This is a genomic window from Streptomyces sp. KPB2 (genome assembly GCF_003950055.1).
GTDB lineage: Bacteria > Actinomycetota > Actinomycetes > Streptomycetales > Streptomycetaceae > Streptomyces > Streptomyces salinarius.
In genome coordinates this window covers 1,434,523-1,457,072 of sequence record NZ_CP034353.1, presented here as the reverse complement: position 1 = coordinate 1,457,072, position 22,550 = coordinate 1,434,523, and the positions used below count along the sequence as shown (strand labels likewise).

The window sequence follows — 22,550 nt, the reverse complement described above, 5'->3', positions numbered from 1 at the left end:
CGTCTATTGACATGGATGGAACATCCGGTGCCTCATGGTGTGGCGCTGGGCGGTCCGCAGCCCCTCCGGCTGCCTCGTCGTCCCCGTCGCACCGCTTGTGCGGCGCCTGCTCCGCAACCCCCGACGCCTGTGAGGGCCTGTGTCGGGCGGCACCTCCCGCCGTCTGACATCGTTGTCATCCATATGCGCCGGCACCGCGCGTCCAGCGCACCCGGTCAGGTGCCGTCACCCCGTCCCACTCACCCCCGAGGAGACACATGCGAAAGCCAGGAAGCACACTCATCACGACGGCGGGGATGGCGTTCGCCGCCGTCCTTGGCCTGCTGCTCTCACTCGCCGGGCCGTCAACCGGCAAGGCGGAGGCGGCGGACGGCGGTATCCACGTCAGCGACGGACGCGTCGTCGAGGGCAACGGCAACGCATTCGTCATGCGCGGGGTCAACCACGCCTACACCTGGTACCCCGAGCAGACCAGCTCCATCGCCGACATCGCGGCCAAGGGTGCCAACACCGTCCGCGTCGTGCTCGGCAGTGGCGGCCGCTGGACGAAGACGAACGCGTCCCAAGTCTCCACGCTCATCGAGCAGTGCAAGGAGAACAAGGTCATCTGCGTCCTGGAGGTGCACGACACGACCGGGTACGGCGAGGACGGTGCCGCGACCAGCCTGGACCAGGCGGCCGACTACTGGATCAGCGTGAAGAGCGCCCTTGAGGGCCAGGAGGACTACGTCGTCGTCAACATCGGCAACGAACCCTTCGGCAACACGAACTACACCGCGTGGACCGACGCCACCAAGGCGGCCATCACCAAACTCCGCGGCGCCGGCATCGACCACGCCCTCATGGTGGACGCACCCAACTGGGGCCAGGACTGGTCCGGCACGATGCGGTCCAACGCGGCCTCGGTCTTCGCCTCCGATCCCGACCGCAACACCATCTTCTCCATCCACATGTACGGGGTCTACGACACCGCCGCCGAGGTACAGGACTACCTCAACGCCTTCGTCGACAACGGACTCCCCATCGTCGTCGGCGAGTTCGGCGACCAGCACAGCGACGGCAACCCCGACGAGGACGCCATCATGGCGACGGCCCAGTCCCTCGGTATCGGCTACATCGGCTGGTCCTGGAGCGGCAACGGCAGCGGGGTCGAGTACCTCGACATGGTCAACGGCTTCGACCCGAACTCGCTGACCAGCTGGGGTGACCGCTTCTTCAACGGCAGCAACGGCATCGCCGCCACGTCCAAGACGGCCACTGTCTACGGTGGCGGTGACGACGGCAGCACGGGCGGCACCGCTCCCAACGGCTACCCGTACTGCGTGAACGGCAGCGCCTCCGACCCGGACGGCGACGGGTGGGGCTGGGAGAACAGCCGCTCGTGCGTGGTCCCGGGCGGGCTCGCCCCCAACGGGTACTCGTACTGCGCCAACGGCAGCGCCTCGGATCCCGACGGTGACGGGTGGGGCTGGGAGAACAGCCGGTCCTGTGTCGTCCGGGGCGGCGCGGCGGATCGCTGACTGGCGGATGCGGTAGTGCCCCGCCCAGGGGAAGTCCCAGGGGGCGGGGCATTCGGCCGTACGGTGACGCCAGGCGTTGGCCACGGACGTGAGATTCCGAATTCGGGCCGCCTGGGTGCCGCTTCGTCCAGCGCGACCAGGAGCCTCGGCATCCCTTGAGTCAGGTGACGACTCCGGCAGTGATCTCGTCGTCTACCTTCACTCAGCGCAGAGCGTCGGGGATGGTGCGCGATGCGCGGGCCGACACCCTCCGGCGCGTGAACATCTTGCTCAGACATCTCCGCCTGCATGGGGGCGCCGCACGGTTTCAACCAGTCCTCGCGGTCCGACGTGAGCACCCGAACCGGGCTCGGGCGAGCGGAGCGCCTTCGCGGCGACGGGTGCATGGACGGCGCATGTGGGGCCGTGCGGTCCGCCGGCGCCTCTTAGTCACTGCACCACGGCCAGGCTGTCCGCCTCAGACGCCATTCAGTTGGAACGCCTCGGAGGGTGCCTTCGATGCTGCGATGAAGGGCGACCGCCTGTTCGCGCTGCTGCTGTCCGTGATGGGGCTCCGTCCGGCGGGGGTCTGCTGCCTGCGGTGGTCGGACATCGACCTGGACGCTGCCACGCTCAGCATCGCCAACACCCGGACCGTGATGGGGCGCCGCACGGTGGTGGACAAGGACACGAAGAGCATGGCGGGGGAGCTGGACGCAAACGGCCTTCGCGGGTCCGTTTGTACGATGCTCGGCCGGCTGGCCTCACGTAGCTCGCCAACAACGGGGTGCCGGATCACCTGGTGTGGGAGCGGACACGGCCGGACCGGCCTGGTCACTGGCAGATGACCCTTCACCGCGGCCCCACCGACCGGCTGCCCGGTCAGTGCTTCGGCTTTTCGCGGTCCTGGCTTTCGAGCGCTGCCAGATGCTTCAGCGCGCCGGAAAGGCCGCCACTAGCACCTCCACCTCGTCGCCGGTGAGTTTGCCGATCAACCGCTCGAACGCGCGGACGTCAGCCCGGCGTCGTGTCTGGACATAGGAGGCGCCGGCCACGGTCAGGCACGCCAGCGTGTCCTGCCCCGCTTGTCGGACGTGTCGTCCTGCCGCTCGTCCAGGCCGGACTCGGACTCCTCCATCACCCGGACCAGGGCCGTCATCGCGGGCTGGGTGACGCCCTCGACCGCGGCCAAATCGGAGATGCGCCGCGGGCCGGTCTGGTCCAGGTCGTGTTGAGTTCAGCTGAGACCGATCCAGTCCACCACGGTCGCGGCGAACTCCTGGGGCACCTGCTCTGGTGCTGCCATGTGCCCGTCGGACAGCACTCTCGTCGGGCAGCCGAGCGCTGCTGCGAACTTGGCCAGGGACGGGAGGGAACAGTGGTCGTGGGGTGCGCACACCGCGAACGTGCGTGCGGTAATCCGTGGCAGGCGGGGCTCCATGACATAGCGGCGTACCGCCTCATGGCCCTCCTCGACGCGGTCGAGGACGGTCAGCGCGTCCCCGACGTACCGCCCCAGAGCCGCCTCCTCGCCGGGACGGTAGAAGGCGCGGCGCTTGTCCCACAACTCCCGCAGATGCATGCCGTCCGGCGCGGGGTCGACATGGTCGATGCGTCCGTGGGTGACCGCGCCGGCGCGCTTCTCGTCGTCGACGAACGATGCCGCGGACAGTATGAGGCTGGCCACGCGGTTCTGGAGGCGGGCTGCCAGCTCGACGGCGATCACCCCGCCCGTGTGGTGCCCGACCAGGTGGACCGTCCAGGCCGAGTGCTTCGACCAGTTCCTCCGCCGGGTCCGCGAAGCGCCGTGCCTCAATCGCGTCTGTCACCGCCGCCCTGCACGACGTGGCCGACCTCGGCGGCTTCCTCGCCCTGCAGGTCGGCGGCCGGGGCGACGGCTGACGTCAGATCGCCCACTCCTACGCGGCAGGTTTCACCGACCTCTCCGAAGCAGTCGCACGCCGCCACCGCACTCCGGAACCGCGCGTCGACGTCTCCGCAAGCCCAACTCGGTCACGCGGCCCGCCTCTGGTCACCGGCCCTGGTCTGCGTCCTGCTGCACGGGATCGTCCCAGACCTGGTGAGGCTGCAGCGGGCCGACGACGGACCGGACCTCCGGATGCCCCGCCCGGTCGGCCGGTACGCCGACGGGCTCGACGGCGGCGGCGCCCGCGCCCTGTACCAGCAGGTGACGGGTCACCTGTTGGCCCTGGCCGAAGGACTGCGCGTCAGGGTTGCCCCACGTCTGCTGGACGGCAACTCGGCTTCGGCGCTCGCCGGGGCGGCCCACGCCCTGCTCGCGCTCCGTCCTGCCGTCCGGGGGCCGCTCACCGACCTCACGACCGCGCTGCTGGACACCGGACGCCTGGCGGGCACCGGAGTGCTCACCGGCCCCGGCCTCGCGTTCCGCCGCCGGAGTTGCTGTCTCTACTACCGCGCACCGGACGGCTCTAGTGCTGTGACCGGAAACGATCACCGGGCTGGTGTTGACTGACCGTGCGCCGGTTGGATGTGACGACACGTCCAATCGGTGTGGGAGGCGGGATGGCAGAGCCGGTCAGAGTTCGCAGGCTGACCGAGCAGGAGGGGCAGAAGCTGCAGCGGATGGTGCGCCGGGGCAGCACCAGCACGGTGCGGTTCCGCAGGGCGATGATGCTGCTGGCTTCCGCGGGCGGGAACACCGTCCAGGTGATCGCGAACCTGGTGCAGGCGGACGAGGACACCGCCCGCGATGTGATCCACCGATTCAACGAGATCGGGTTGGCTTGCTTGGACCCTCAGTGGGCGGGAGGCCGTCCCCGCCCACTGAGCGTTGACGACGAGGAGTTCGTCATCGAGACGGCCATCACCGGCCCCACCAAGCTCGGCCAGCCCTTTACCCGCTGGTCGATCCGCAAGCTCGCCGAGCATCTGCGGCGCAACGTCGCCCGTCCGATACGCATCGGCCGCGAGGCCCCGCGCTGCCTGCTCCGCCGTCGCGGCGTGACGTTCCAGCGGACCAAGACCTGGAAGGAATCCAGCGACCCGGACTTCGACGCCAAGCTGGGCCGGATCGAGTACGCGCTGACCGAGCGCCCCGACCGCACCTTCGCCTTCGACGAGTTCGGGCCGCTCGGCATCCGTCCCACCGCTGGGTCGTGCTGGGCGAAGGAGGGCAAGCCCGACCGGTTGCCGGCGACCTTCCACCGCACCCACGGCGTCACCTACTTCCATGGCTGCTATTCGGTCGGCGACGACACCCTCTGGGGTGTCAACCGTCGCCGCAAGGGCGCCGTTCCATCGCTGGCCGCGCTGCAGTCGATCCGGGCCGCCCGGCCGGACGGCGCCCCGATCTACGTGATCCTGGACAATCTGTCCGCCCATAAGGGCAGCAAGATCCGCCGGTGGGCCCGGAAGAACAAGGTCGAGCTGTGCTTCACGCCGACCAACGCCTCCTGGGCGAACCCGATCGAGGCGCACTTCGGTCCGCTGCGGCAGTTCACGCTCGCCAACTCGCATCACCCCAACCACACAGTTCAGACGAGGGAGTTGCAGCGATACCTGCGCTGGCGAAACGCCAACTCCCGGCACCCCGATGTTCTGGCCGCTCAGCGTCGTGAACGAGCCCGTGTTCGCAGCGAGAAGGGAACCCGCTGGGGCGGCCGGCCTCTCGCCACCGCGGCCTGAAGATCTCGATGCTGCTCACTGGGGCAGAGGACTATCCAGCGTAGGGGTTGCCGCCGAGCCAGGTGGTGCCATCGATCAGTTCGCGTGCCGCGTCCAAGTGACCGCTGTGGCAGGCGACCTCGGTGAGCACGTGGATGAGGATGCGGCGCACGTCGGGCAGCCGCCAGGTCGGCCAGATGTCCACGGGCCACGCGGCAGGCTCCTGGTCCAGGTTTGCGGCGGCGAGCACGACGTCTGCGCGTGCGATGGCCGCCCGGTAGTCGGCGAAGACCTCCCTGGTGCTCATCCCCTCGGGGACGTACCAGTGCGCCTCCGCGCCTGCCGCGAGCTGTCCGACCACATCCGGTTCGCCCGCGATCACTCCGGGGAACCAGAAGCGTTCGACATCCACCGTGAGGTGGCGCAGCAACGCCAGGCAGCTCCAACCGCTGGGCAGCACCGACCGCCGCAGATCCTCCTCCGAGACCCCTTCGAGGATCCCAACGACGTGCGCGCGCTGGCTGTCCAGGGCACCCTTGAGCGCGGCGAGTTCAGCGTTCACCGAACGGCGCCCTGCGCCTGGATCTTGCTTAGCTGGGACGCCGCCCACCGTGGCCTCACCCGTCGTACTTGTCATCCGCGCGCCTCCGTCAACCACAGAACATGATCTGACTCCGGCCCGGACGCTACACCGGGGGTACGACAACCCCCAGCCGATCGGCGCCACGTCATTCTGCACCGCCTACCCGGCAAACCTTCCCGGTCACGGCACTAGGTGGAGTGACTGCGGGCTGGCCGATGGTGTGCCCCGCCGAGCCATGAGATGAGGTACATCCGTTTCGGGCTGTGCCGCTCACCGGGCCGGAAGCGGTGCCTTCGGTCCGGTGAGCCGGGGGTCAGGAGCGGGACAGTTCGTCACGGACGGTGCGGGCGGCTGCCACCAGGTGTTCGAGCGAGGCCCGGGTCTCGGGCCAGGCGCGGGTCTTCAGACCGCAGTCGGGGTTGACCCAGAGCCGTTCGGCGGGGATGGCCCTGAGGCCGGTGCGCAGGAGTTCCGCGGCCTCGTCGGTGCTCGGGACGCGCGGGGAGTGGATGTCGTACACGCCGGGTCCGGCCTCGCGGGGGTAGCCGTGGGCGGCGAGTTCGCGGGCGACCTGCATGTGGGAGCGGGCGGCCTCCAGACTGATGACGTCGGCGTCGAGGTCGTCGATGGCTTGGACGATGTCGCCGAACTCGGCGTAGCACATGTGGGTGTGGATCTGGGTCTGCGGGCGGACGCCGGACGTGGTGAGCCGGAAGGCTTCGGTGGCCCAGTCCAGGTACCCGGCCCGGTCGGCGCCGCGCAGCGGCAGCGTCTCGCGCAGGGCGGGTTCGTCCACCTGGATGACGGACGTGCCCGCGGCCTCCAGGTCGTTCACCTCGTCGCGCAGGGCGAGGGCGACCTGGCGGGCGGTGTCGGCGAGGGGCTGGTCGTCACGGACGAAGGACCAGGCGAGCATGGTGACCGGGCCGGTGAGCATGCCCTTGACGGGGCGGGAGGTGAGGGACTGGGCGTACGTGGTCCAGCGCACTGTCATGGGCTCGGGGCGGGAGATGTCGCCGGCCAGGATCGGCGGGCGGACGTAGCGGGTGCCGTAGGACTGGACCCAGCCGTGCCGGGTGGTGAGGTAGCCGGTGAGTTGTTCGGCGAAGTACTGGACCATGTCGTTGCGTTCGGGTTCGCCGTGCACGAGGACGTCGATGCCGGTCTTCTCCTGGAAGGAGATGACCTCCTGGATCTCCGCCCTGATCCGCTCCTCGTAGCCGGCCGTGTCGATCCGCCCGGCGCGCAGGTCGGCGCGGGCGGTGCGCAGGTCGCCGGTCTGCGGGAAGGAGCCGATGGTAGTGGTCGGCAGCAGCGGCAGCCGGAGGTGGGCGCGCTGGGCGGCGGCACGTTCCGCGTAGGACTGGGAACGGCGCCCGTCGGCCCCGGTGACCGCGGAGGCGCGGGCGCGGACGGCCTGATCGCGGGTGATGGGGGAGTGGGCACGAGAGGCGAGGTCGGCACGGTTCGCCGCCAGGTCGGCGGCGATGGCGTCGGTGCCCCGGGCGAGCCCCCTGGCGAGGGTGACGACCTCGGCGGTCTTCTGCTCGGCGAAGGCGAGCCAGCGTAGGATCTGCGGTTCGATGTCCCGCTCGGCGGCGGTGTCCAGGGGGACGTGCAGCAGGGAGCAGGACGCGGACACGTCGACGCGGTCGGCCAGGCCCAGCAGTGTGCCGAGCGTGGACAAGGAGGCGGCGAGGTCGTTGACCCAGACGTTGCGGCCGTTGACGACACCGGTTACCAGCCGTTTGCCGGGCAGCCCGCCGACGGAGGCCAGCGCGTCCAGGTTGGCGGCCGCCGCCCCGGTGAAGTCCAGGGCGAGACCGTCGACCGGGGCCTTGGCCAGCATCGGCAGCGCATCGCCGAGCCGGTCGAAGTAGGAGGCGACCAAGAGCTTCGGACGGTCGGCAAGACCGCCGAGGTCACGGTAGGCACGCTCGGCGGCGTTCAGCTCGGCCGGGGTGCGGTCCTGGACGAGGGCGGGCTCGTCCAGCTGGACCCACTCCGCTCCCGCCGCCCGCAGATCGGCCAGAACCTCGGCGTAGACGGGCAGCAGCCGGTCCACCAGGGTGAGCGGGTCGAAGTCCGCCGGCACGCCCGGGGCGGGCTTGCCGAGCAGAACGTAGGTGACCGGCCCCACGAGGACGGGCCGGGCGGTCAGGCCGAGCGCGAGGGCCTCCTTCAGCTCACCGACCTGCTTGGCGGAGTCGGCGGTGAACGCGGTGTCGGGGCCCAGTTCCGGGACGAGGTAGTGGTAGTTGGTGTCGAACCACTTGGTCATCTCCAGCGGCGCCACCTCCTGGGTACCGCGCGCCATGGCGAAGTAGCCGTCCAGCGCGTCGCGGGTCACGGCGGAGCGGTGGCGCTGGGGGATCGCCCCGACCATGACCGTGGTGTCCAGGACGTGGTCGTAGTACGAGAAGTCGCCGGTCGGTACCTCGCCAATGCCCGCGTCGGCCAACTGCAGCCAGTTCGTACGGCGCAGTTCGGCGGCCGTGGCGCGGAGGGCGTCTGCGGTTACGTGGCCCTTCCAGTAGCCCTCGACGGCTTTCTTCAGTTCACGGTTCCGACCCTGGCGGGGGTAGCCGTACACGGTGGCCCGTGCTGCCGCGGCTGCGGACTTCGTGGTCACGGAGATCTCCTTCGCGAGATGAATCCCTGAGATCCCGGGGCCGGGACGAGAACGCGAAGGGGTGACACACCGGGCGTGGCCGACGCTGCGCGACAAGGCAGGTCCGTCCGCCTGGTATGTACGCCGACCCGCCCTCGAGGTCACCGGGATGTCCGCGCACGAACGGTTCGAGCGCGGGCAGTTGGCAGGTCTTCGGACTCGCGGGCACGTCCTCACCGTTCGAGGACCCCTACTGGCCGTCGCTTCCCGGGACCGGTACCTCGGACCCAGTGCGTATGACGGCGGTCGTTCCCGCTCACCGCTGCGGGGCAGTCCCGGATTCCCACCGGGTTCCCTCTTGCGACGCCCCCTCTGGCTGACGGGGCGAACCAGCTGCTGCGGGCAGCCTACGGGCAGTCGGCCCGTCGGGAACGCGGACGTCCGCGATCCGGGCGGTGACCCACATCACGCGTCTGGAACGGCGCTGAGATCGTGGTCCCCGGTCAGGCGACGGTGAGCACCATCGACATGTCCCCGCTCACCAGCGATGTGACCGTCCCAGCCACGACACGCTGGGAGGCCGGAGACCTCGTGCCCTTCACCTTTCACTTCGAGCACAGCGGACGGGCGGAAGCCCCGGCCGTGGTCGTCCAGCGGGGAACGGGATACAAGGGCACGCGATGAGGGGAACCACGAGGTCTGACAAGCGCCTGAGCATGCGGGCCACCGGCTGCCCCGACGCCGCGTCGGCTCGGAGGCGGAGCACCGGGAGCTAAGCCAGAGGCGGCGGGCGGGCTACGCAGGATCCGCCGGGAGGACCCGCACCTGCACAGCATATCGAGGGGGTACCCACTCTCATGGGGGTACTGACGCCCGGTCCTGGTTGATGACGAGCGGAACATAGACCGTGATCGCCGGTTGGCCAAACCGGCGATCACGGCAATCCTTGAAGCAGCTCGTCAGCCCTCGGTCTTGGCTTTCGACATGCGCACAGAAGGCTGTGCAGAAGGGCTCCCACACTCCAAGGAAAGCGAGTAGCCCTGTCTTATCCGATCAAGAAGCTCGCCCCGAACGCCAGGGGAAAGGTCCGGTACCGGTTCGTGGTCGACGCAGGCCCCGACCCGGTCACGGGGAAGCGTAAGCAGCTGACGCGTACCTTTGGGACGCTGAGGGAGGCGAAGGCGGAGTACGCGAGCATCGTGCATCGTCGCTACGAGGCGGCACGTGCGCCGCTCAGTCAGGTCACGGTGGACGAGTGGCTGGATCAGTGGCTGTCCATGAAAGCCGAGGACCTGGAAGAGAGCACTGCCTACAGCTACACCATGACCTTGGCCCGCGTCCGCGGAAGGCTCGGGCGCATCCGGCTCCAGGACCTCACCGAGGACCATGTCGGGACATGGATGCAATGGGCGCTCCGGGAGGGGCGTGGGCGGGGAGGGAAGCCGGGCACCGGCCTGGGGGCGACCTCGGTCCAGATGTCGCTGGCCCGGCTGAAGGAGGCGCTTGACCGGGCAGTGACACAAGGCTTGCTCCAGGTGAACGTCGCTCGTGAGGTGACCATTCCCCGTAGGGCACGGAAGGCAGAGCGCAGGGCCAGGGAGGCTGTGCCGCCGTGGAGCGTCGCGGAGGTACGCGCCTTTGTCCGCGCGATCGCAGGTGACCGCCTGCAGGCACCGTTCCTCCTGGCTCTGATGGGTCTTCGGCCGGCGGAAATCTGTGGCATGCGCTGGGCGGACGTCGATCTGGGCGAAGCCACGGTGTCCATCACCAACACCCGGACGGTCATGGGGAACGACATCGTGGTGGAGAAGGACGCCAAGTCGCTCGCCGGTGAGCGGCAGCTTCCGCTACCGGCTCCTGTTGCGGCTGCTTTGACCGCGTTCCGGGCTGCTCAGGCAGCCGAAAAGACGGCGGCGGGGCAGGGGTACGAAGACAGCGGCTACGTTCTCGTGGACGCTCGGGGAAGAGCGCTCAACGGGCGGCAACTGCGTGAGCGAGCCTACAAGGTCATGGATCGCAGCGGGCTGCGTCGGGTTCGTCTGTACGACGCACGTGCGAGCTGCCTGACGTACCTGGCGAACCACGGGGTCCCGGACCATCTCCTCGCCCGGTGGGCCGGTCACGCCGACGTCCGGACCACGAAACGCTGGTACGTGAAGCCGGATGTGGAGGATCTGCGGCCGGCGGCGGACACGTGGGGAGGTCTGGCGAGTGGCTCCGCCCCCGTTCACGAAGAGAATGTGAGATGTGGGAGCGTGAACGGGTGAGTGAGAAGAACGTCGACAGCATGCAATACCGCTTTGACGGGCCGGAACAGGCCCCGGTCCTCGTCATGGGGCCGTCCCTCGGTGCTACATGGCACATGTGGGACCGGCAGGTGCCCGAACTGTCCCAGCAGTGGCGGGTCTTCCGTTTCGACCTGCCCGGACACGGAGGTGCCCCGGCCCACCCGGCCGGGTCCGTCGCCGAACTCACCACGCGCCTGCTGGCCACCCTCGACGGACTCGGCGTGCAGCGCTTCGGCTACGCGGGCTGCGCGTTCGGCGGTGCCGTCGGGATCGAACTGGCGCTGCGCCACCCCGAGCGGCTCGCCTCCCTCGCGCTGATCGCCGCCTCGCCCCGGTTCGGCACGGCCGACGAGTTCCGCCAGCGCGGCGTGATCGTGCGCACCAACGGGCTCGACCCCATCGCCCGCAGCTCTCCCGAGCGCTGGTTCACCGGCGGGTACGCGGCCGCACAGCCCGCGATCACCGAGTGGGCGGTCCAGATGGTGCGGACCACCGACCCGGGCTGCTACATCTCCGCCTGCGAGGCCCTCGCCGCGTTCGACGTGCGCGGGGAACTGGGCAGGGTCGGCGTCCCGACCCTGGTCCTCGTCGGCTCCGACGACCAGGTCACCGGCCCCGCCGAGGCCCGCACCCTGGTCGCCGGCATCCCCGACGCCCGCCTCGCCGTCGTCCCGGGCGCCTCCCACCTCGTCCCGGTCGAGCAGCCCGCGGCCGTCACCGACCTGCTGGTGCGGCACTTCAGTACCGCGTGGCAGGCCGTCCACGAGGCCACCTCCACCGGTCAGGTCCCCGTACCGGCGCCGGTCCACCCCACCGCACACCCGGCCCCGGCCGCCCCGGTTCCGGCCGTGCCGGTCGCGGGAGCGGCCACCGCGCCCCTCCAGCCGGTGCCTCCGCCGCCGCAGGCCGCGCCCATCGCCGAGATCGCCCCGGCCCCCGTCGTGCCCCCGCAGGCGCAGGGCAGGCCCGACCCGTACGACGCCGGCCTCAAGGTGCGCCGCGAAGTCCTCGGCGACGGACACGTCGACCAGGAGCTCGCGCAGGCGGACGAGTTCTCGGGGGACTTCCAGGAGTTCCTCACCCGGTACGCGTGGGGCGAGATCTGGGACCGGCCCGGCCTGGACCGCCGCTCGCGCAGCTGTGTCACCCTCACCGCCCTCGTCGCCGGCGGCCACCTGGACGAGCTGGCGCCCCACCTCAGGGCCGCCCTGCGCAACGGCCTCACCCCGGGCGAGATCAAGGAAGTACTGCTCCAGGCGGCCGTCTACTGCGGTCTGCCGGCCGCGAACGGCGCGTTCCGGGTGGCCCAGCAGGTCATCCGCGAGGAGACGACACCACCGGAGTGATCCCTGCGGGCCGGTGGCGGGCGCGCGGAGGCAGGATGGGGACATGAAGCTCACCAAGAAGTCGCACGCCTGTGTCCGCCTGGAAAAGGACGGGCGGACGCTCGTCCTGGACCCGGGCGGGTTCAGCGAGGAGGACGCCGCCCTCGGCGCGGACGCGATCCTCGTCACCCACGAGCACCCGGACCACTTCGACGAGCTGCGGCTGCGCGCCGCGATGGAGGACAACCCGGCGGCCGGGATCTGGACGCTGAAGTCGGTCGCGGAGAAGATCTCGGCGGCGTTCCCCGGCCGCGTCCACACCGTCGGCCACGGCGACACCTTCACCGCCGCCGGTTTCGACGTGCAGGTCCACGGGGAGTTGCACGCGGTGATCCACCCGGACATCCCGCGCGTGACCAACGTCGGCTTCCTCGTGGACGGCGGCAAGGTCTTCCACCCCGGCGACGCCCTCACCGTCCCCGACCACCCGGTCGAGACGCTGATGCTGCCGGTCGCCGCCCCCTGGAACAAGATCTCCGAGGTCATCGACTACGTCCGCGAGGTCCGGCCGCAGCGGGCCTACGACATCCACGACGCGATCCTCACGGACCTGGCCCGGCCGATCTACGACCGCCAGATCGGCGAGCTGGGCGGCGCCGAGCACCTGCGGCTGGCCCCGGGCGGCTCGGCGCGGCTCTGAGGCCCCACGGGGCGGGACCGCGTTGTCAGTCCCGCCCGGTAGGTTGTGGGACATGCGCATCGCGACCTGGAACGTGAACTCGATCACCGCCCGCCTGCCGAGGCTGCTGGCCTGGCTGGAGAGCAGCGGCACCGACGTGCTCTGTCTCCAGGAGGCCAAGATCGCCGAGGCGCAGTTCCCCTTCGACGAGCTGCGCGAGGCGGGTTACGAGGCGGCGGTCCACGCCACCGGCCGGTGGAACGGAGTGGCGGTGCTCTCCCGCGTGGGCCTGCAGGACGTCGTCAAGGGCCTCCCCGGCGACCCGGGCTACGAGGGCGTCCAGGAGCCGCGCGCCGTCTCCGCCACCTGCGGTCCGGTCCGCGTCTGGTCGGTGTACGTGCCCAACGGCCGCGAGGTGGAGCACCCGCACTACGCCTACAAGCTCCAGTGGTTCGAGGCCCTGCGCGCCGCCGTCGAGAGCGACGCCTCCGGCGACCGCCCCTTCGCCGTGATGGGCGACTACAACGTCGCACCGACCGACGACGACGTCTACGACCGCGCCGCCTTCGAGGGCGCCACCCACGTCACCCCCGCCGAGCGCGCCGCCCTCGCCTCCCTGCGCGGCACCGGCCTCTCCGACGTGGTCCCGCGCCCGCTGAAGTACGACCACCCCTACACCTACTGGGACTACCGCCAGCTCTGCTTCCCCAAGAACCGCGGCATGCGCATCGACCTGGTGTACGGAAACGAGCCCTTCGCCAAGGCGGTCACCGACTCCTACGTCGACCGCGAGGAGCGCAAGGGCAAGGGAGCCTCGGACCACGCGCCGGTCGTGGTGGACCTGGAGCTGTAGGCCGCCCCTCCCGCACCCACGGCTTTCGCGTGCCCTGTGGTGCACATGGCGGTACGAATGACAGTCTGGAGGTATGAACTTCCCCTTCCTGGGCAAGCGGCGCGAGCATCCGCGGGTGCACGACGCGGAGGGCATCGGCGAGCTGCTCGCCGACTGTGATCTGCTGCGCTCGCAGGCGCTGCGGGAGGGGGTGCGGCTCGACGACTCCGCGCGCTCCCTGGAGCAGCTGGACCAGGTGCTGCCGCGCTGGCGCGCCGACGAGGAGATCCTGACCTGGCTCGGCAACGACGCCGGTCTCTACCTCGGCACCGTGATCGTGCGCACCGTGCCCGGCGCCGTCTGGGCCATCCGGCCCGACGGACAGCCGGTCGTCCGGCTCGCCTCCGGCCGTGAGTTCGACGTGGTGGCGAACGGGCACGCGTGGGCGGAGGACGGCGTTCCCGAACTCTCGCAGTTGTACGGCGAAGTCGCCGAGGCGTGAGTCGCGACCCCGTCCACCGTAAATAGGGGTAATGCCCGGAAGGTGCGTGTCGGCGTCGTTCACGGCGTTCGTCTGGATACGTTGCGGTGGTCGGAGCGAACACGAACGCACGGGGGACGTACGCAGGGTGCAGCCGGAGATCACTGCTCGCGGGCGAGGAGAAGGTCAGCTGCGGACCGGCGGGCGGCCCCGTCGAGGTACCGCTCGACGAGTTGCCGCCCGCCGGTCGGCTCAGTGGGAGGTGATGGACGGCGTCGTGGGCAGGTACCCGGGCGCCCGCCAGGCGTCCAGCCGGTGCTCCACCGCCGCCCCCAGGGACAGCAGTTCGGCGTCCTGCCGGTCACCGGCCATGAGGAGCAGCCCGACCGGCAGTTCGCCGACGAACCCGGCGGGTACGGACAGCGAGGGATACCCGGCGACGGCGGCGGGGGTGGACGACGGGATCACGTCGTTGTCGCCCCGTGCGCAGTCGGTGGTCCACGCCGGCGGGTTCGCCGGGGAGGCGATGGCGTCCAGGTCGTGCTCGGCCATGACCTCGTCGATGGACCGCCGGGACAGATCGGTCAACTCCGCGCGCATCGCCCGGTACTCCGGATCGGTGGTGGGCGGTGCGGCCAGCGCCTGCTCGAACAGTTCCTGGCCGGCGAAGCAGGCCTGTTCCCGCGGGTGCGTGCGGTTGAACTCGATCAGCTCGGCCAGGTTCCGCGGCCCGCCACGGGTGGCGAGGTAGGCGTCGATGTCCCGGTGGAACTCGCTCAGCAGTGCCGGGAACTCGAGCTCGGCCAGCCGCTCCTGGTACGGCAGGCTCACCTCGACGACCTCGGCCCCCGCCGCCCGCAGCTGCTCGGCCGTACGGGTCATGAGGGCGTCCACCTCGGCGCCCAGTGACGGCAGGCGCCACAGGCCGATCCGCTTGCCGCGCAGGGTGCCGGGACGGCCGGCCGTGTCCGTGAGGCTCGGCGCGTCGCCGTCCCGCACGGTGTCGCGGCCGCTGAGCACCGAGAGGGTGAGCGCGGTGTCGATCACGTTGCGGGCCATGGGGCCGGCCGTGTCCTGCTCGGCGGAGATCGGTACGACGCCCGACTGGCTGACGACTCCGAGGCTGGGCTTGAGGCCGACCACGCCGTTCATTCCGGCGGGGCAGACGATGGAGCCGTCCGTCTCGGTCCCGATCGCCACCTGCGCCAGCGACGCGGCGAGAGCGGCGGCCGAACCGGAGGACGATCCGCAGGGGTTGCGGTCCAGGACGTACGGGTTGTTCGTCTGACCGCCGACCGCCGACCGCCGACCACCCCGACGTCGGCTTGGCCGCGCGGAAGTTGGCCCACTCGGACAGGTTGGCCTTGCCGAGGATCACCGCACCGGCCGCCCGCAGCTTCTTCACCAGGTCGGCGTCGGAGGCCGGCGGGCTTCCGGCCAGGGCCAGGGACCCGGCGGTCGTCGGCATGTCGCGGGTGTTCACGTTGTCCTTGAGCAGGACGGGTATGCCGTCCAGCGGTCCGCGGGACTTGCCGAGACGGTGCCTGAGGTCGCTGGCGACCGCCTGGCCCAGGGCCGTCGGGCTGGTGCGCAGCACCGCGTTGATCCTCGGGTCGACGGCCTTGATCCGCCGCAGATAGGCGAGGGTCAGCCGGAGCGAGGACAGGGTCCCGCGGTCCATGCGTTCCTGCAGTTCGGGGATGGTCACCGTGTCGAGGTTCACTCCCTGGACGAGCGTCGACTCGACGGATCGCGCCGCGTCGCCGGGTCCGGGTTCGGCGGCTCGGGCCCGTTGACCGGGGGCCGCCGCCACGAGGGGGGCCACGACCAGGATCGCGGTCAGGGCCGCCATGCTTCTCTTCTTCATGCCGGACAGCCCACTACACCGGACCGTGGGGCACAAGGGCCTTTTCCCACGCCGAAGTTGGCCGTCTCCCGCCCTCTTGACGGTCTCCGCTGCTCCGCTAAGGTCTAGACCTGCATGTCGTAGGTCTAGACCTGCGACGCGGTGTTGCCTCGTCGGCAACGTCGTACATACGCCGGGGCAGGCTGGTTCGACGTGGACCGAAGGGAAACGTGATGTCATGCGCATGAAAAGGCGAGTAGCCGCCGCTGTGGGGGCGCTGGTCGCCCCCGTGGTGGCCCTGAGTCTGCCGGCACCCACGGCGAGCGCCCACGGCTGGGTGGTCTCGCCGGGCAGCCGCCAGGACCAGTGCGCCAACCGCGTGGTGCAGTGCGGTCAGATCAAGTGGGAACCGGCGAGTGTCGAGGGTCCGAAGGGGCTGCGCAACTGCAGTGGCGGGGACGCCCGGTGGGCCGACCTGGACGACGACTCCAAGGGCTGGCGGGTCACTCCGATCGGCACCACCCACACCTTCACCTGGACCATCGAGGCGCGGCACGCCACCAGTAACTGGCAGTACTTCATCGGCGACCGGAAGATCGCCCAGTTCGACGGCCACGGCGCCCTGCCTCCGGCCTCGGTCAGCCACCAGCTGGACTTCAGCGGGTTCACCGGGCAGCAGAAGGTGCTCGCGGTCTGGAACATCGCCGACACCGCCAACGCCTTCTACGCCTGTATCGACGTCAACATCGGCGGCGGCGACGGTGGTGGCGACGACGGGGGCGGTGGCGACGACGGTGGTGGTGACGGGGACGGCGGCGGTGATCAGCCGGGCGACTGCACCGCGGGAGCCTGGAGCGCCGGCGACGTCTACACCGGCGGAGAGACCGTCTCCCACGCCGGTCACACCTGGCGCGCCAAGTGGTGGGTGACCGGCGAGGAGCCCGGCACCACCGGCGAATGGGGCGTCTGGGAGGACCTCGGCGCCTGCTGAACCGGTGAGCCGCCCGAGCCCAACCGGTCGGCGCACGCCGCGCGAGGGGCGTGCGCCGACCTGGTGGCAGCGGCCATCCGGCCCTAGTAGTGGCCGTGGACGCGCTTCACCACTGCTTGCCCCTCCCGGGCTGCCATGCCGTAGAAGCGCTTCAGCTGCTGGTGAGCAGGACGTTGACCTCTTGCCAGTCCTCGCCCAGGCTGCAGAGCGCACCTGCTTCCTGCTCGGCGTCGAAGACGTCGTTGTCGCGTGTGGCGGTGAACCCCTCCTCCAGATGTGCCGCACCTTTTTCCGAATCAGTCGGAGATGCGCGGCGCATTCGCAACGAGGAAGCCATTTCGTTGGTCCGTTCTGCTTCGTTCGGTGGAGCAAGTCATGAAAACGTGCGCCGCCCGCTCAGGCCCGGTGGGAGTTGCGGGACGTGGGTGCCGGGGCCGGGAGGGGGCTGGTCGCCGCCCGGGTGACGTCGCCGACCAGTTCGACCACGTCCGGGCCGTACGCCTGGGAGTTGACGACCTTGAGGAGGAGCACGAAGGAGTTGTTGCCGTGCTTGCGGGCCAGCTTCTCGTGGTGCCGGGCGAGATAGCGGGTGGCGGCCTGGTTGGTGATCGCGCGCTGGCCGCAGAACAGGAACGCGGGGCGGGCCTCGCGCCGGTCGCCGGCGGTGAGGCGGGCCAGCAGGACGTACTCGGTGACGCCCGCGTCCAGGCGGTAGCGCTCGCCGCCGATCTGGAAGGCGCCCCGGTCCGGGCCGGGTTCCGGGTCGATGTTCACCCGTACCCCGGGCAGCATCGCCGCCATGTGGGCGACCATGCGCCGGTTCGAACCGGGCCCGCCCACACAGAACTCCGTACGCTCGCCGAAGCCCTGGCCGACCATGTCCTGGGTGACCACCTGGGCGTGCGCGCCGCAGTCCTTGATCAACGCGGACAGTTCGAGGAGCGCGAAGACGTCGAAGCGGTGGACCGCCGGCTCGGAGGCGGCCGGGTCCCGGTTGACGACGAGCAGCGACTCGGAACTGTCCGGCAGCCCGAAGAACGCCTGCTTCCGCCGGAGCTTGCGCTTCCACAGGTAGGTACGGGCGAGCCAGCCCAGCGTGGCGCTGATACCCGCCGCGACCACACCCAGGACGATGTTGCGTACGTCGTCAGTCATGGGCGCGCATGCTAGCGGGCGTCGGCGTACCTGTGTTCGACGGGGCGCGGCACCCCGGGCGCACCCGGGTGCGTCGTGTGCTCCTGACGCGGCCATGACGATCAACTAAGCTGCCCGAACGGCCTTTCCCTGGAGGTGCGGATGCGTCGCCCTGTCGCACGGAATCTGACGGTCCTGGCGGTCTCGGCCGCCGTGGTGGTGTCGGTGGGAGCGGCCGCCCCGCCCACGGCCCGGCACCGGCCCGCTCCGAAGACGCCGGTCGCCGTCGGGTACGGCGGCGCGGTCTCCAGCGTCGACCGGGACGCCTCCGCCGCCGGCATCGAGGTGCTGCGCAAGGGCGGCAACGCCGTCGACGCGGCCGTGGCCACCGCCGCGGCGCTGGGCGTCACCGAGCCCTACTCCGCCGGGGTCGGGGGCGGCGGCTACTTCGTCTACTACGACGCCAAGTCCCGTACCGTGCGCACCATCGACGGCCGCGAGACCGCGCCGCTCACCGCCGACGAGAAGCTCTTTACGGAGGACGGCAAGCCGCTCGCCTTCGCCGACGCCGTCACCAGCGGCCTGTCCGTGGGCACGCCGGGCACCCCGGCCACCTGGCAGACCGCCCTCGACCGGTGGGGCAGCCGGACGCTCTCGTCCGTGCTGAAGCCCGCCGAGCGGCTGGCCCGGCACGGCTTCACCGTCGACGAGACCTTCCGCTCCCAGACCGCCTCCAACGAGCAGCGGTTCCGCTACTTCCCGGACACCGCCGAGCTGTTCCTGCCGGGCGGCGAACTCCCGGTCGTGGGATCGACGTTCAAGAACCCCGACCTGGCCCGCACCTACAAGGAGCTGGGCCGCGAGGGCGTCGGCGCCATCTACCACGGCGAACTCGGCGAGGACATCGTCGACACCGTCAACGAGCCGCCCGTCGACCCGGACTCCGGCTGGAACGCCCGTCCCGGCGACCTGTCCGCCAAGGATCTCGCCGCCTACGAGGCCAAGCTCCAGGCGCCCACGAAGACCTCGTACCGCGGCCTGGACGTCTACTCCATCGCCCCCTCGTCCTCCGGCGGCACCACGGTCGGCGAGGCCCTCAACATCCTGGAGCGCACCGACCTCTCCGCCGCGGACAAGGCCGGCTATCTGCACCGCTACATCGAGGCCAGCCGCATCGCGTTCGCCGACCGCGGGCGCTGGGTAGGCGACCCCGCCTTCGAGGACGTACCGGCGAAGGAGCTGCTGTCGCAGCGGTACGCCGACTCCCGTGAGTGCCTGATCAAGGACGACGCGGTGCTCACCAGCCCGCTCGCGCCCGGCGACCCGAGGCACCCGGCCCACTGCGCGGGCGACGGGACGGCGGCGCCGACGACGTACGAGGGCGAGAACACCACGCACCTCACGGTGGCCGACAAGTGGGGCAACGTCGTCGCCTACACGCTCACCATCGAGCAGACCGGCGGCAGCGGCATCACCGTGCCCGGCCGGGGCTTCCTGCTCAACAACGAGCTGACGGACTTCTCCTTCGCCCCGGCCAACCCGGCCGTCCACGACCCGAACCTGCCCGGGCCCGGCAAGCGCCCGCGCTCCTCGATCGCGCCGACGATCGTCCTCGACCGCCACCACCAGCCGGTCGTGGCCCTGGGCTCGCCCGGCGGCGCCACCATCATCACCACCGTGCTCCAGACCCTCACCGGCTTCCTCGACCGGGGACTCCCGCTCGTCGACGCGATCGCAGCCCCGCGCGCCAGCCAGCGCAACGCCGCGCAGACCGAACTCGAACCCGGCCTCTACGACAGCGGCGTGCGGGCCGAGCTGGAGGCCCTCGGGCACTCCTTCAAACCCAACCCCGAGATCGGCGCCGCGACCGCCGTGCAGCGGCTGCCGCACGGCAAGTGGCTGGCCGCCGCGGAGAAGGTACGGCGCGGCGGCGGCTCGGCGATGGTGGTCGAACCGGTGCGGCGGAGGTAGTCACAGTTCGGGGACGGGCCGCTCGGGCGTGCGGAACGCCAGCCGCCCGTCCTCGACGTCGACCGTCACCCGGCCGCCCTCCGCGACCCGGCCGTCGAGCAGCAGCCGGGACAGCTCGTTGTCGACCTCGCGCTGGATGGTGCGGCGCAGCGGACGCGCGCCGTACTCGGGCTGGTAGCCGCGCTCGGCGAGCCAGTCCACGGCCGCGTCGGTGAAGTCGACGGTGATGCCCTGCGCGCGCACCAGGCGGCGGGTCTCGTCGAGGAGCAGGCTGGTGATCTGCCGCAGCTGCTCGCCGCTGAGCTGGCGGAAGACCACGATCTCGTCGACGCGGTTGAGGAACTCGGGCCGGAAGTGCTCGCGCAGCGGGCGCAGCACCTGCTCGCGCCGGGCCTCCTCGTCCGCCTCCGCGCCGCCCGAGCCGAAGCCGATCCCGGCGCCGCGCCGGGTGATCACGTCGGAGCCCAGGTTGCTGGTCATCACGACGACGGCGTTGGAGAAGTCCACCGTCCGGCCCTGCGAGTCGGTCAGGCGCCCGTCGTCCAGCACCTGGAGCAGGATGTTGAAGACGTCCGGGTGCGCCTTCTCCACCTCGTCGAGCAGCAGCAGCGAGTACGGGTGGCGGCGCACCACCTCGGTCAGCTGGCCGGCCTCCTCGTGGCCGACGTAGCCGGGCGGGGCGCCGACCAGGCGGCTGACGGTGTGGCGCTCCTGGTACTCGCTCATGTCCAGGCGCACCATCCGGTCCTCGCTGCCGAACAGCGCCTCGGCCAGTGCCCGGGCCAGCTCGGTCTTGCCGACGCCGGTCGGGCCGAGGAAGAGGAAGCTGCCGATGGGCCGGTTCGGACTGGACAGCCCGGCGCGCGAGCGCAGCACGGCGTCGGAGACGACCCGTACGGCCTCGTCCTGGCCGACCACCCGCTCGTGCAGGTGGGACTCCAGGCCCAGCAGGCGGTCCTTCTCCTCCTGGGTGAGGCTGCTGACCGGGATGCCGGTCTGCCGGGAGACCACCTCGGCGATGGACTCGGTGCCGACGACCAGGTTCAGCCCCTCGTCGGCCTCGCCGTCCCCCGTGGCCTCGGTGATCCGCTGCTTCAGCTCCACGATCCGGTCCCGCAGCTGCGTCGCCCGCTCGTACTGCTCGTCCGCGACCGCCTGGTCCTTGTCCCGGACCAGCTGGTCGACCTCGCGCTCCAGGGCCCGCACGTCGGTGCCCTTCGTGCGGGACTGGAGCCGTACCCGGGCGCCCGCCTGGTCGATCAGGTCGATGGCCTTGTCGGGCAGCCGCCGGTCGGTGAGATAGCGGTCGGACATCTCCACGGCGGCGACCAGCGCCTCGTCGGTGTAGCGGACCTGGTGGTGGGCCTCGTAGCGGTCGCGCAGGCCGCGCAGGATCTCGATGGCGTCGGCCGTGCTGGGCTCGGGGACCAGGATGGGCTGGAAGCGGCGGGCGAGGGCCGCGTCCTTCTCGATCCTGCGGTACTCCTCCAGCGTGGTGGCGCCCACGATGTGCAGCTCGCCGCGGGCCAGGGCCGGCTTGAGGATGTTCCCGGCGTCCATCGACCCGCCCTCGCCGCCCCCGCCGGCGCCGACGACCGTGTGCAGCTCGTCGATGAAGATGATCAGCTGGTCGGAGTGGGCGCGGATCTCGCCCACGATGTTGTTCATCCGCTCCTCGAAGTCGCCCCGGTAGCGGGTGCCGGCGACCACACCGGTCAGGTCCAGGGCGACCACGCGGCGTCCGAGCAGCACGTCGGGCACGTCGCCGTCGGTGATGCGCTGCGCCAGCCCCTCCACGACGGCGGTCTTGCCGACGCCGGCGTCACCGATCAGCACCGGGTTGTTCTTGCCGCGCCGGGAGAGCACCTCGACGGTCTGCTCGATCTCGTCCTCGCGGCCGATCACCGGGTCGATCCGGCCCTGCTGGGCCAGATCGGTGAGGTCGCGGCCGTACTTGTCGAGGGTCGGCGTGTTCGTGGCCCGGGCGCTCTCGGTGCGGGCCTTCGCGGCCTCCGGGGATTCCGTGGGCACGTTGGAGGGCGCGAACCGGGCCGCGTTCAGGATGTGCCCGGCGGCCGAGTCCGGGTTGGCGGCCAGGGCGCTGAGCACGTGCTCCGGGCCGATGTAGCCGGTGCCGGTGGAGCGGGCCATCTCGTGCGCGTCCAGCAGGGCGCGCTTGACGGCCGGGGTGAGCGAGAGCGACGTGGGCGGCGGGACCTCGCCCGGCGGGTGCTGCACCGGGCCGGTCCGCTCGTCGATCTGCGAGGCCAGCGAGTCGGGGTCGGCGCCGGCCCGGCTGAGCAGCCCCCGGGTCGGCTCGGTGGAGAGCGCGGCCCGCAGCAGGTGCTCGGTGTCCAGGTCCCGGCTGCCGTGCTCGGCGGCGTACTGGGCGGCGCCGCGCACCAGCTCCCGCGCGGGCTGGCTGAGCAGTCGGCCGATGTCGATCTGCCTCGGCCTGGGCCCGCCGAAGAAGCGTGCCAGGAACTCCGCGAACGGGTCGCCCTCCGGGCCCATGTAGCCGCTGGTCATCGTGTACGGACCTCCGCTGCATCGCTGATCGACGTGCCGGGGCCGGGTAACCCGGACGGGGCGCGGTCATGCCCAACATGACACGTTCTGTTCCGGCGGGCATGCCGGGGACCCGGGACCGCGCAGGGCCGCGCGA

At 71.0% G+C, this 22,550-nt stretch carries 16 protein-coding genes, 3 pseudogenes and 1 riboswitch; of the genes and pseudogenes, 11 read left to right on the top strand and 8 right to left on the bottom strand.

What is annotated here, in order from left to right; genetic code table 11:
* Positions 1 to 257: 257 nt before the first annotated feature.
* Both D1J63_RS06320 and D1J63_RS06315 read left to right on the top strand, forming a co-directional pair.
* Positions 258 to 1,520 carry a cellulase family glycosylhydrolase gene (locus D1J63_RS06320; protein ID WP_073730444.1) on the top strand — a complete coding sequence of 421 codons (1,263 nt, stop codon included), beginning with the start codon at positions 258 to 260 and terminating at the stop codon, positions 1,518 to 1,520.
* Between the two features lie 506 nt (positions 1,521 to 2,026).
* Positions 2,027 to 2,347 (top strand): hypothetical protein, encoded by a 321-nt coding sequence (locus D1J63_RS06315; RefSeq protein ID WP_125628091.1) that lies wholly within the window; start codon positions 2,027 to 2,029, stop codon positions 2,345 to 2,347.
* 34 nt (positions 2,348 to 2,381) lie between these two features.
* Here the strand turns inward: D1J63_RS06315 and D1J63_RS06310 are convergent.
* Positions 2,382 to 2,724, bottom strand: a pseudogene (locus D1J63_RS06310) (MarR family transcriptional regulator).
* 12 nt (positions 2,725 to 2,736) lie between these two features.
* A complete protein-coding gene (locus D1J63_RS06305) occupies positions 2,737 to 3,186 on the bottom strand; it encodes a hypothetical protein (RefSeq protein WP_232249206.1) in 450 nt (149 codons plus the stop codon).
* A gap of 128 nt (positions 3,187 to 3,314) precedes the next feature.
* On the opposite strand from D1J63_RS06305, the pseudogene D1J63_RS37640 reads away from it, so the two are divergent.
* Positions 3,315 to 3,993, top strand: a pseudogene (locus tag D1J63_RS37640) ((2Fe-2S)-binding protein).
* A 50-nt stretch (positions 3,994 to 4,043) separates the two neighbouring features.
* Entirely contained in the window at positions 4,044 to 5,165 is a 1,122-nt protein-coding gene (locus tag D1J63_RS06295; protein ID WP_125628090.1) for an IS630 family transposase, read from the top strand.
* A gap of 31 nt (positions 5,166 to 5,196) precedes the next feature.
* On the opposite strand, the gene D1J63_RS06290 is transcribed toward D1J63_RS06295, so the two are convergent.
* Positions 5,197 to 5,706 carry a DinB family protein gene (locus D1J63_RS06290; protein ID WP_164712735.1) on the bottom strand — a complete coding sequence of 170 codons (510 nt, stop codon included), beginning with the start codon at positions 5,704 to 5,706 and terminating at the stop codon, positions 5,197 to 5,199.
* Between the two features lie 334 nt (positions 5,707 to 6,040).
* Positions 6,041 to 8,359 (bottom strand): 5-methyltetrahydropteroyltriglutamate--homocysteine S-methyltransferase, encoded by a 2,319-nt coding sequence (gene metE, locus D1J63_RS06285; protein WP_125628088.1) that lies wholly within the window; start codon positions 8,357 to 8,359, stop codon positions 6,041 to 6,043.
* A gap of 165 nt (positions 8,360 to 8,524) precedes the next feature.
* Positions 8,525 to 8,747: riboswitch (cobalamin riboswitch) on the bottom strand.
* Positions 8,748 to 9,438: 691 nt separating this feature from the next.
* On the opposite strand from metE, the gene D1J63_RS06275 reads away from it, so the two are divergent.
* The 5 genes from D1J63_RS06275 to D1J63_RS06255 all read left to right on the top strand — a co-directional run bounded on the left by D1J63_RS06275 (position 9,439) and on the right by D1J63_RS06255 (position 13,964).
* Positions 9,439 to 10,605 carry a tyrosine-type recombinase/integrase gene (locus tag D1J63_RS06275; protein WP_125628087.1) on the top strand — a complete coding sequence of 389 codons (1,167 nt, stop codon included), beginning with the start codon at positions 9,439 to 9,441 and terminating at the stop codon, positions 10,603 to 10,605.
* Positions 10,602 to 11,972, top strand: coding sequence for an alpha/beta fold hydrolase (locus D1J63_RS06270; protein ID WP_125628086.1), 1,371 nt, complete (start codon positions 10,602 to 10,604; stop codon positions 11,970 to 11,972). The genes D1J63_RS06275 and D1J63_RS06270 overlap by 4 nt, the downstream gene beginning before the upstream one ends.
* A gap of 43 nt (positions 11,973 to 12,015) precedes the next feature.
* Positions 12,016 to 12,651, top strand: a complete 636-nt coding sequence (locus D1J63_RS06265) for an MBL fold metallo-hydrolase (protein WP_102932512.1) — start codon at positions 12,016 to 12,018, stop codon at positions 12,649 to 12,651.
* Positions 12,652 to 12,703: 52 nt separating this feature from the next.
* On the top strand, positions 12,704 to 13,483 hold the full coding sequence (locus tag D1J63_RS06260) for an exodeoxyribonuclease III (RefSeq protein ID WP_125628085.1): 780 nt from the start codon (positions 12,704 to 12,706) through the stop codon (positions 13,481 to 13,483).
* Positions 13,484 to 13,556: 73 nt separating this feature from the next.
* The gene (locus tag D1J63_RS06255; protein WP_102932514.1) at positions 13,557 to 13,964 is read left to right on the top strand and encodes a DUF6278 family protein; all 408 of its coding nucleotides are present in this window, start codon (positions 13,557 to 13,559) and stop codon (positions 13,962 to 13,964) included.
* 231 nt (positions 13,965 to 14,195) lie between these two features.
* Here D1J63_RS06255 and D1J63_RS06250 read toward each other — a convergent pair.
* Positions 14,196 to 15,810: pseudogene (locus tag D1J63_RS06250) on the bottom strand (amidase family protein).
* Positions 15,811 to 16,027: 217 nt separating this feature from the next.
* Between D1J63_RS06250 and D1J63_RS06245 the strand changes: the two are divergent.
* Positions 16,028 to 16,780: a lytic polysaccharide monooxygenase gene (locus tag D1J63_RS06245; RefSeq protein WP_125628084.1), complete on the top strand. Its 753-nt coding sequence runs from the start codon at positions 16,028 to 16,030 to the stop codon at positions 16,778 to 16,780.
* Between the two features lie 151 nt (positions 16,781 to 16,931).
* On the opposite strand, the gene D1J63_RS06240 is transcribed toward D1J63_RS06245, so the two are convergent.
* Both D1J63_RS06240 and D1J63_RS06235 read right to left on the bottom strand, forming a co-directional pair.
* Positions 16,932 to 17,117, bottom strand: a complete 186-nt coding sequence (locus D1J63_RS06240) for a hypothetical protein (RefSeq protein ID WP_125628083.1) — start codon at positions 17,115 to 17,117, stop codon at positions 16,932 to 16,934.
* A gap of 59 nt (positions 17,118 to 17,176) precedes the next feature.
* Positions 17,177 to 17,935: a hypothetical protein gene (locus D1J63_RS06235; protein WP_125628082.1), complete on the bottom strand. Its 759-nt coding sequence runs from the start codon at positions 17,933 to 17,935 to the stop codon at positions 17,177 to 17,179.
* Between the two features lie 141 nt (positions 17,936 to 18,076).
* Between D1J63_RS06235 and ggt the strand changes: the two genes are divergently transcribed.
* Positions 18,077 to 19,885 (top strand): gamma-glutamyltransferase, encoded by a 1,809-nt coding sequence (gene ggt, locus D1J63_RS06230; RefSeq protein WP_125628081.1) that lies wholly within the window; start codon positions 18,077 to 18,079, stop codon positions 19,883 to 19,885.
* Here ggt and D1J63_RS06225 read toward each other — a convergent pair whose 3' ends face one another.
* Positions 19,886 to 22,414, bottom strand: a complete 2,529-nt coding sequence (locus D1J63_RS06225; protein ID WP_102927200.1) for an ATP-dependent Clp protease ATP-binding subunit — start codon at positions 22,412 to 22,414, stop codon at positions 19,886 to 19,888.
* Positions 22,415 to 22,550: the final 136 nt, after the last annotated feature.

What these genes read in the sequence shown, in the direction of transcription:
- D1J63_RS06320 (WP_073730444.1), top strand. Translation starts at nt 258, where the DNA reads ATGCGAAAGCCAGGAAGCACACTCATCACGACGGCGGGGATGGCGTTC.
- D1J63_RS06315 (WP_125628091.1), top strand. Translation starts at nt 2,027, where the DNA reads ATGAAGGGCGACCGCCTGTTCGCGCTGCTGCTGTCCGTGATGGGGCTC.
- D1J63_RS06295 (WP_125628090.1), top strand. Translation starts at nt 4,044, where the DNA reads ATGGCAGAGCCGGTCAGAGTTCGCAGGCTGACCGAGCAGGAGGGGCAG.
- D1J63_RS06265 (WP_102932512.1), top strand. Translation starts at nt 12,016, where the DNA reads ATGAAGCTCACCAAGAAGTCGCACGCCTGTGTCCGCCTGGAAAAGGAC.
- D1J63_RS06260 (WP_125628085.1), top strand. Translation starts at nt 12,704, where the DNA reads ATGCGCATCGCGACCTGGAACGTGAACTCGATCACCGCCCGCCTGCCG.
- D1J63_RS06255 (WP_102932514.1), top strand. Translation starts at nt 13,557, where the DNA reads ATGAACTTCCCCTTCCTGGGCAAGCGGCGCGAGCATCCGCGGGTGCAC.
- D1J63_RS06245 (WP_125628084.1), top strand. Translation starts at nt 16,028, where the DNA reads ATGCGCATGAAAAGGCGAGTAGCCGCCGCTGTGGGGGCGCTGGTCGCC.
- D1J63_RS06240 (WP_125628083.1), bottom strand. Translation starts at nt 17,117, where the DNA reads ATGGCTTCCTCGTTGCGAATGCGCCGCGCATCTCCGACTGATTCGGAA.
- D1J63_RS06235 (WP_125628082.1), bottom strand. Translation starts at nt 17,935, where the DNA reads ATGACTGACGACGTACGCAACATCGTCCTGGGTGTGGTCGCGGCGGGT.
- ggt (WP_125628081.1), top strand. Translation starts at nt 18,077, where the DNA reads ATGCGTCGCCCTGTCGCACGGAATCTGACGGTCCTGGCGGTCTCGGCC.
- D1J63_RS06225 (WP_102927200.1), bottom strand. Translation starts at nt 22,414, where the DNA reads ATGACCAGCGGCTACATGGGCCCGGAGGGCGACCCGTTCGCGGAGTTC.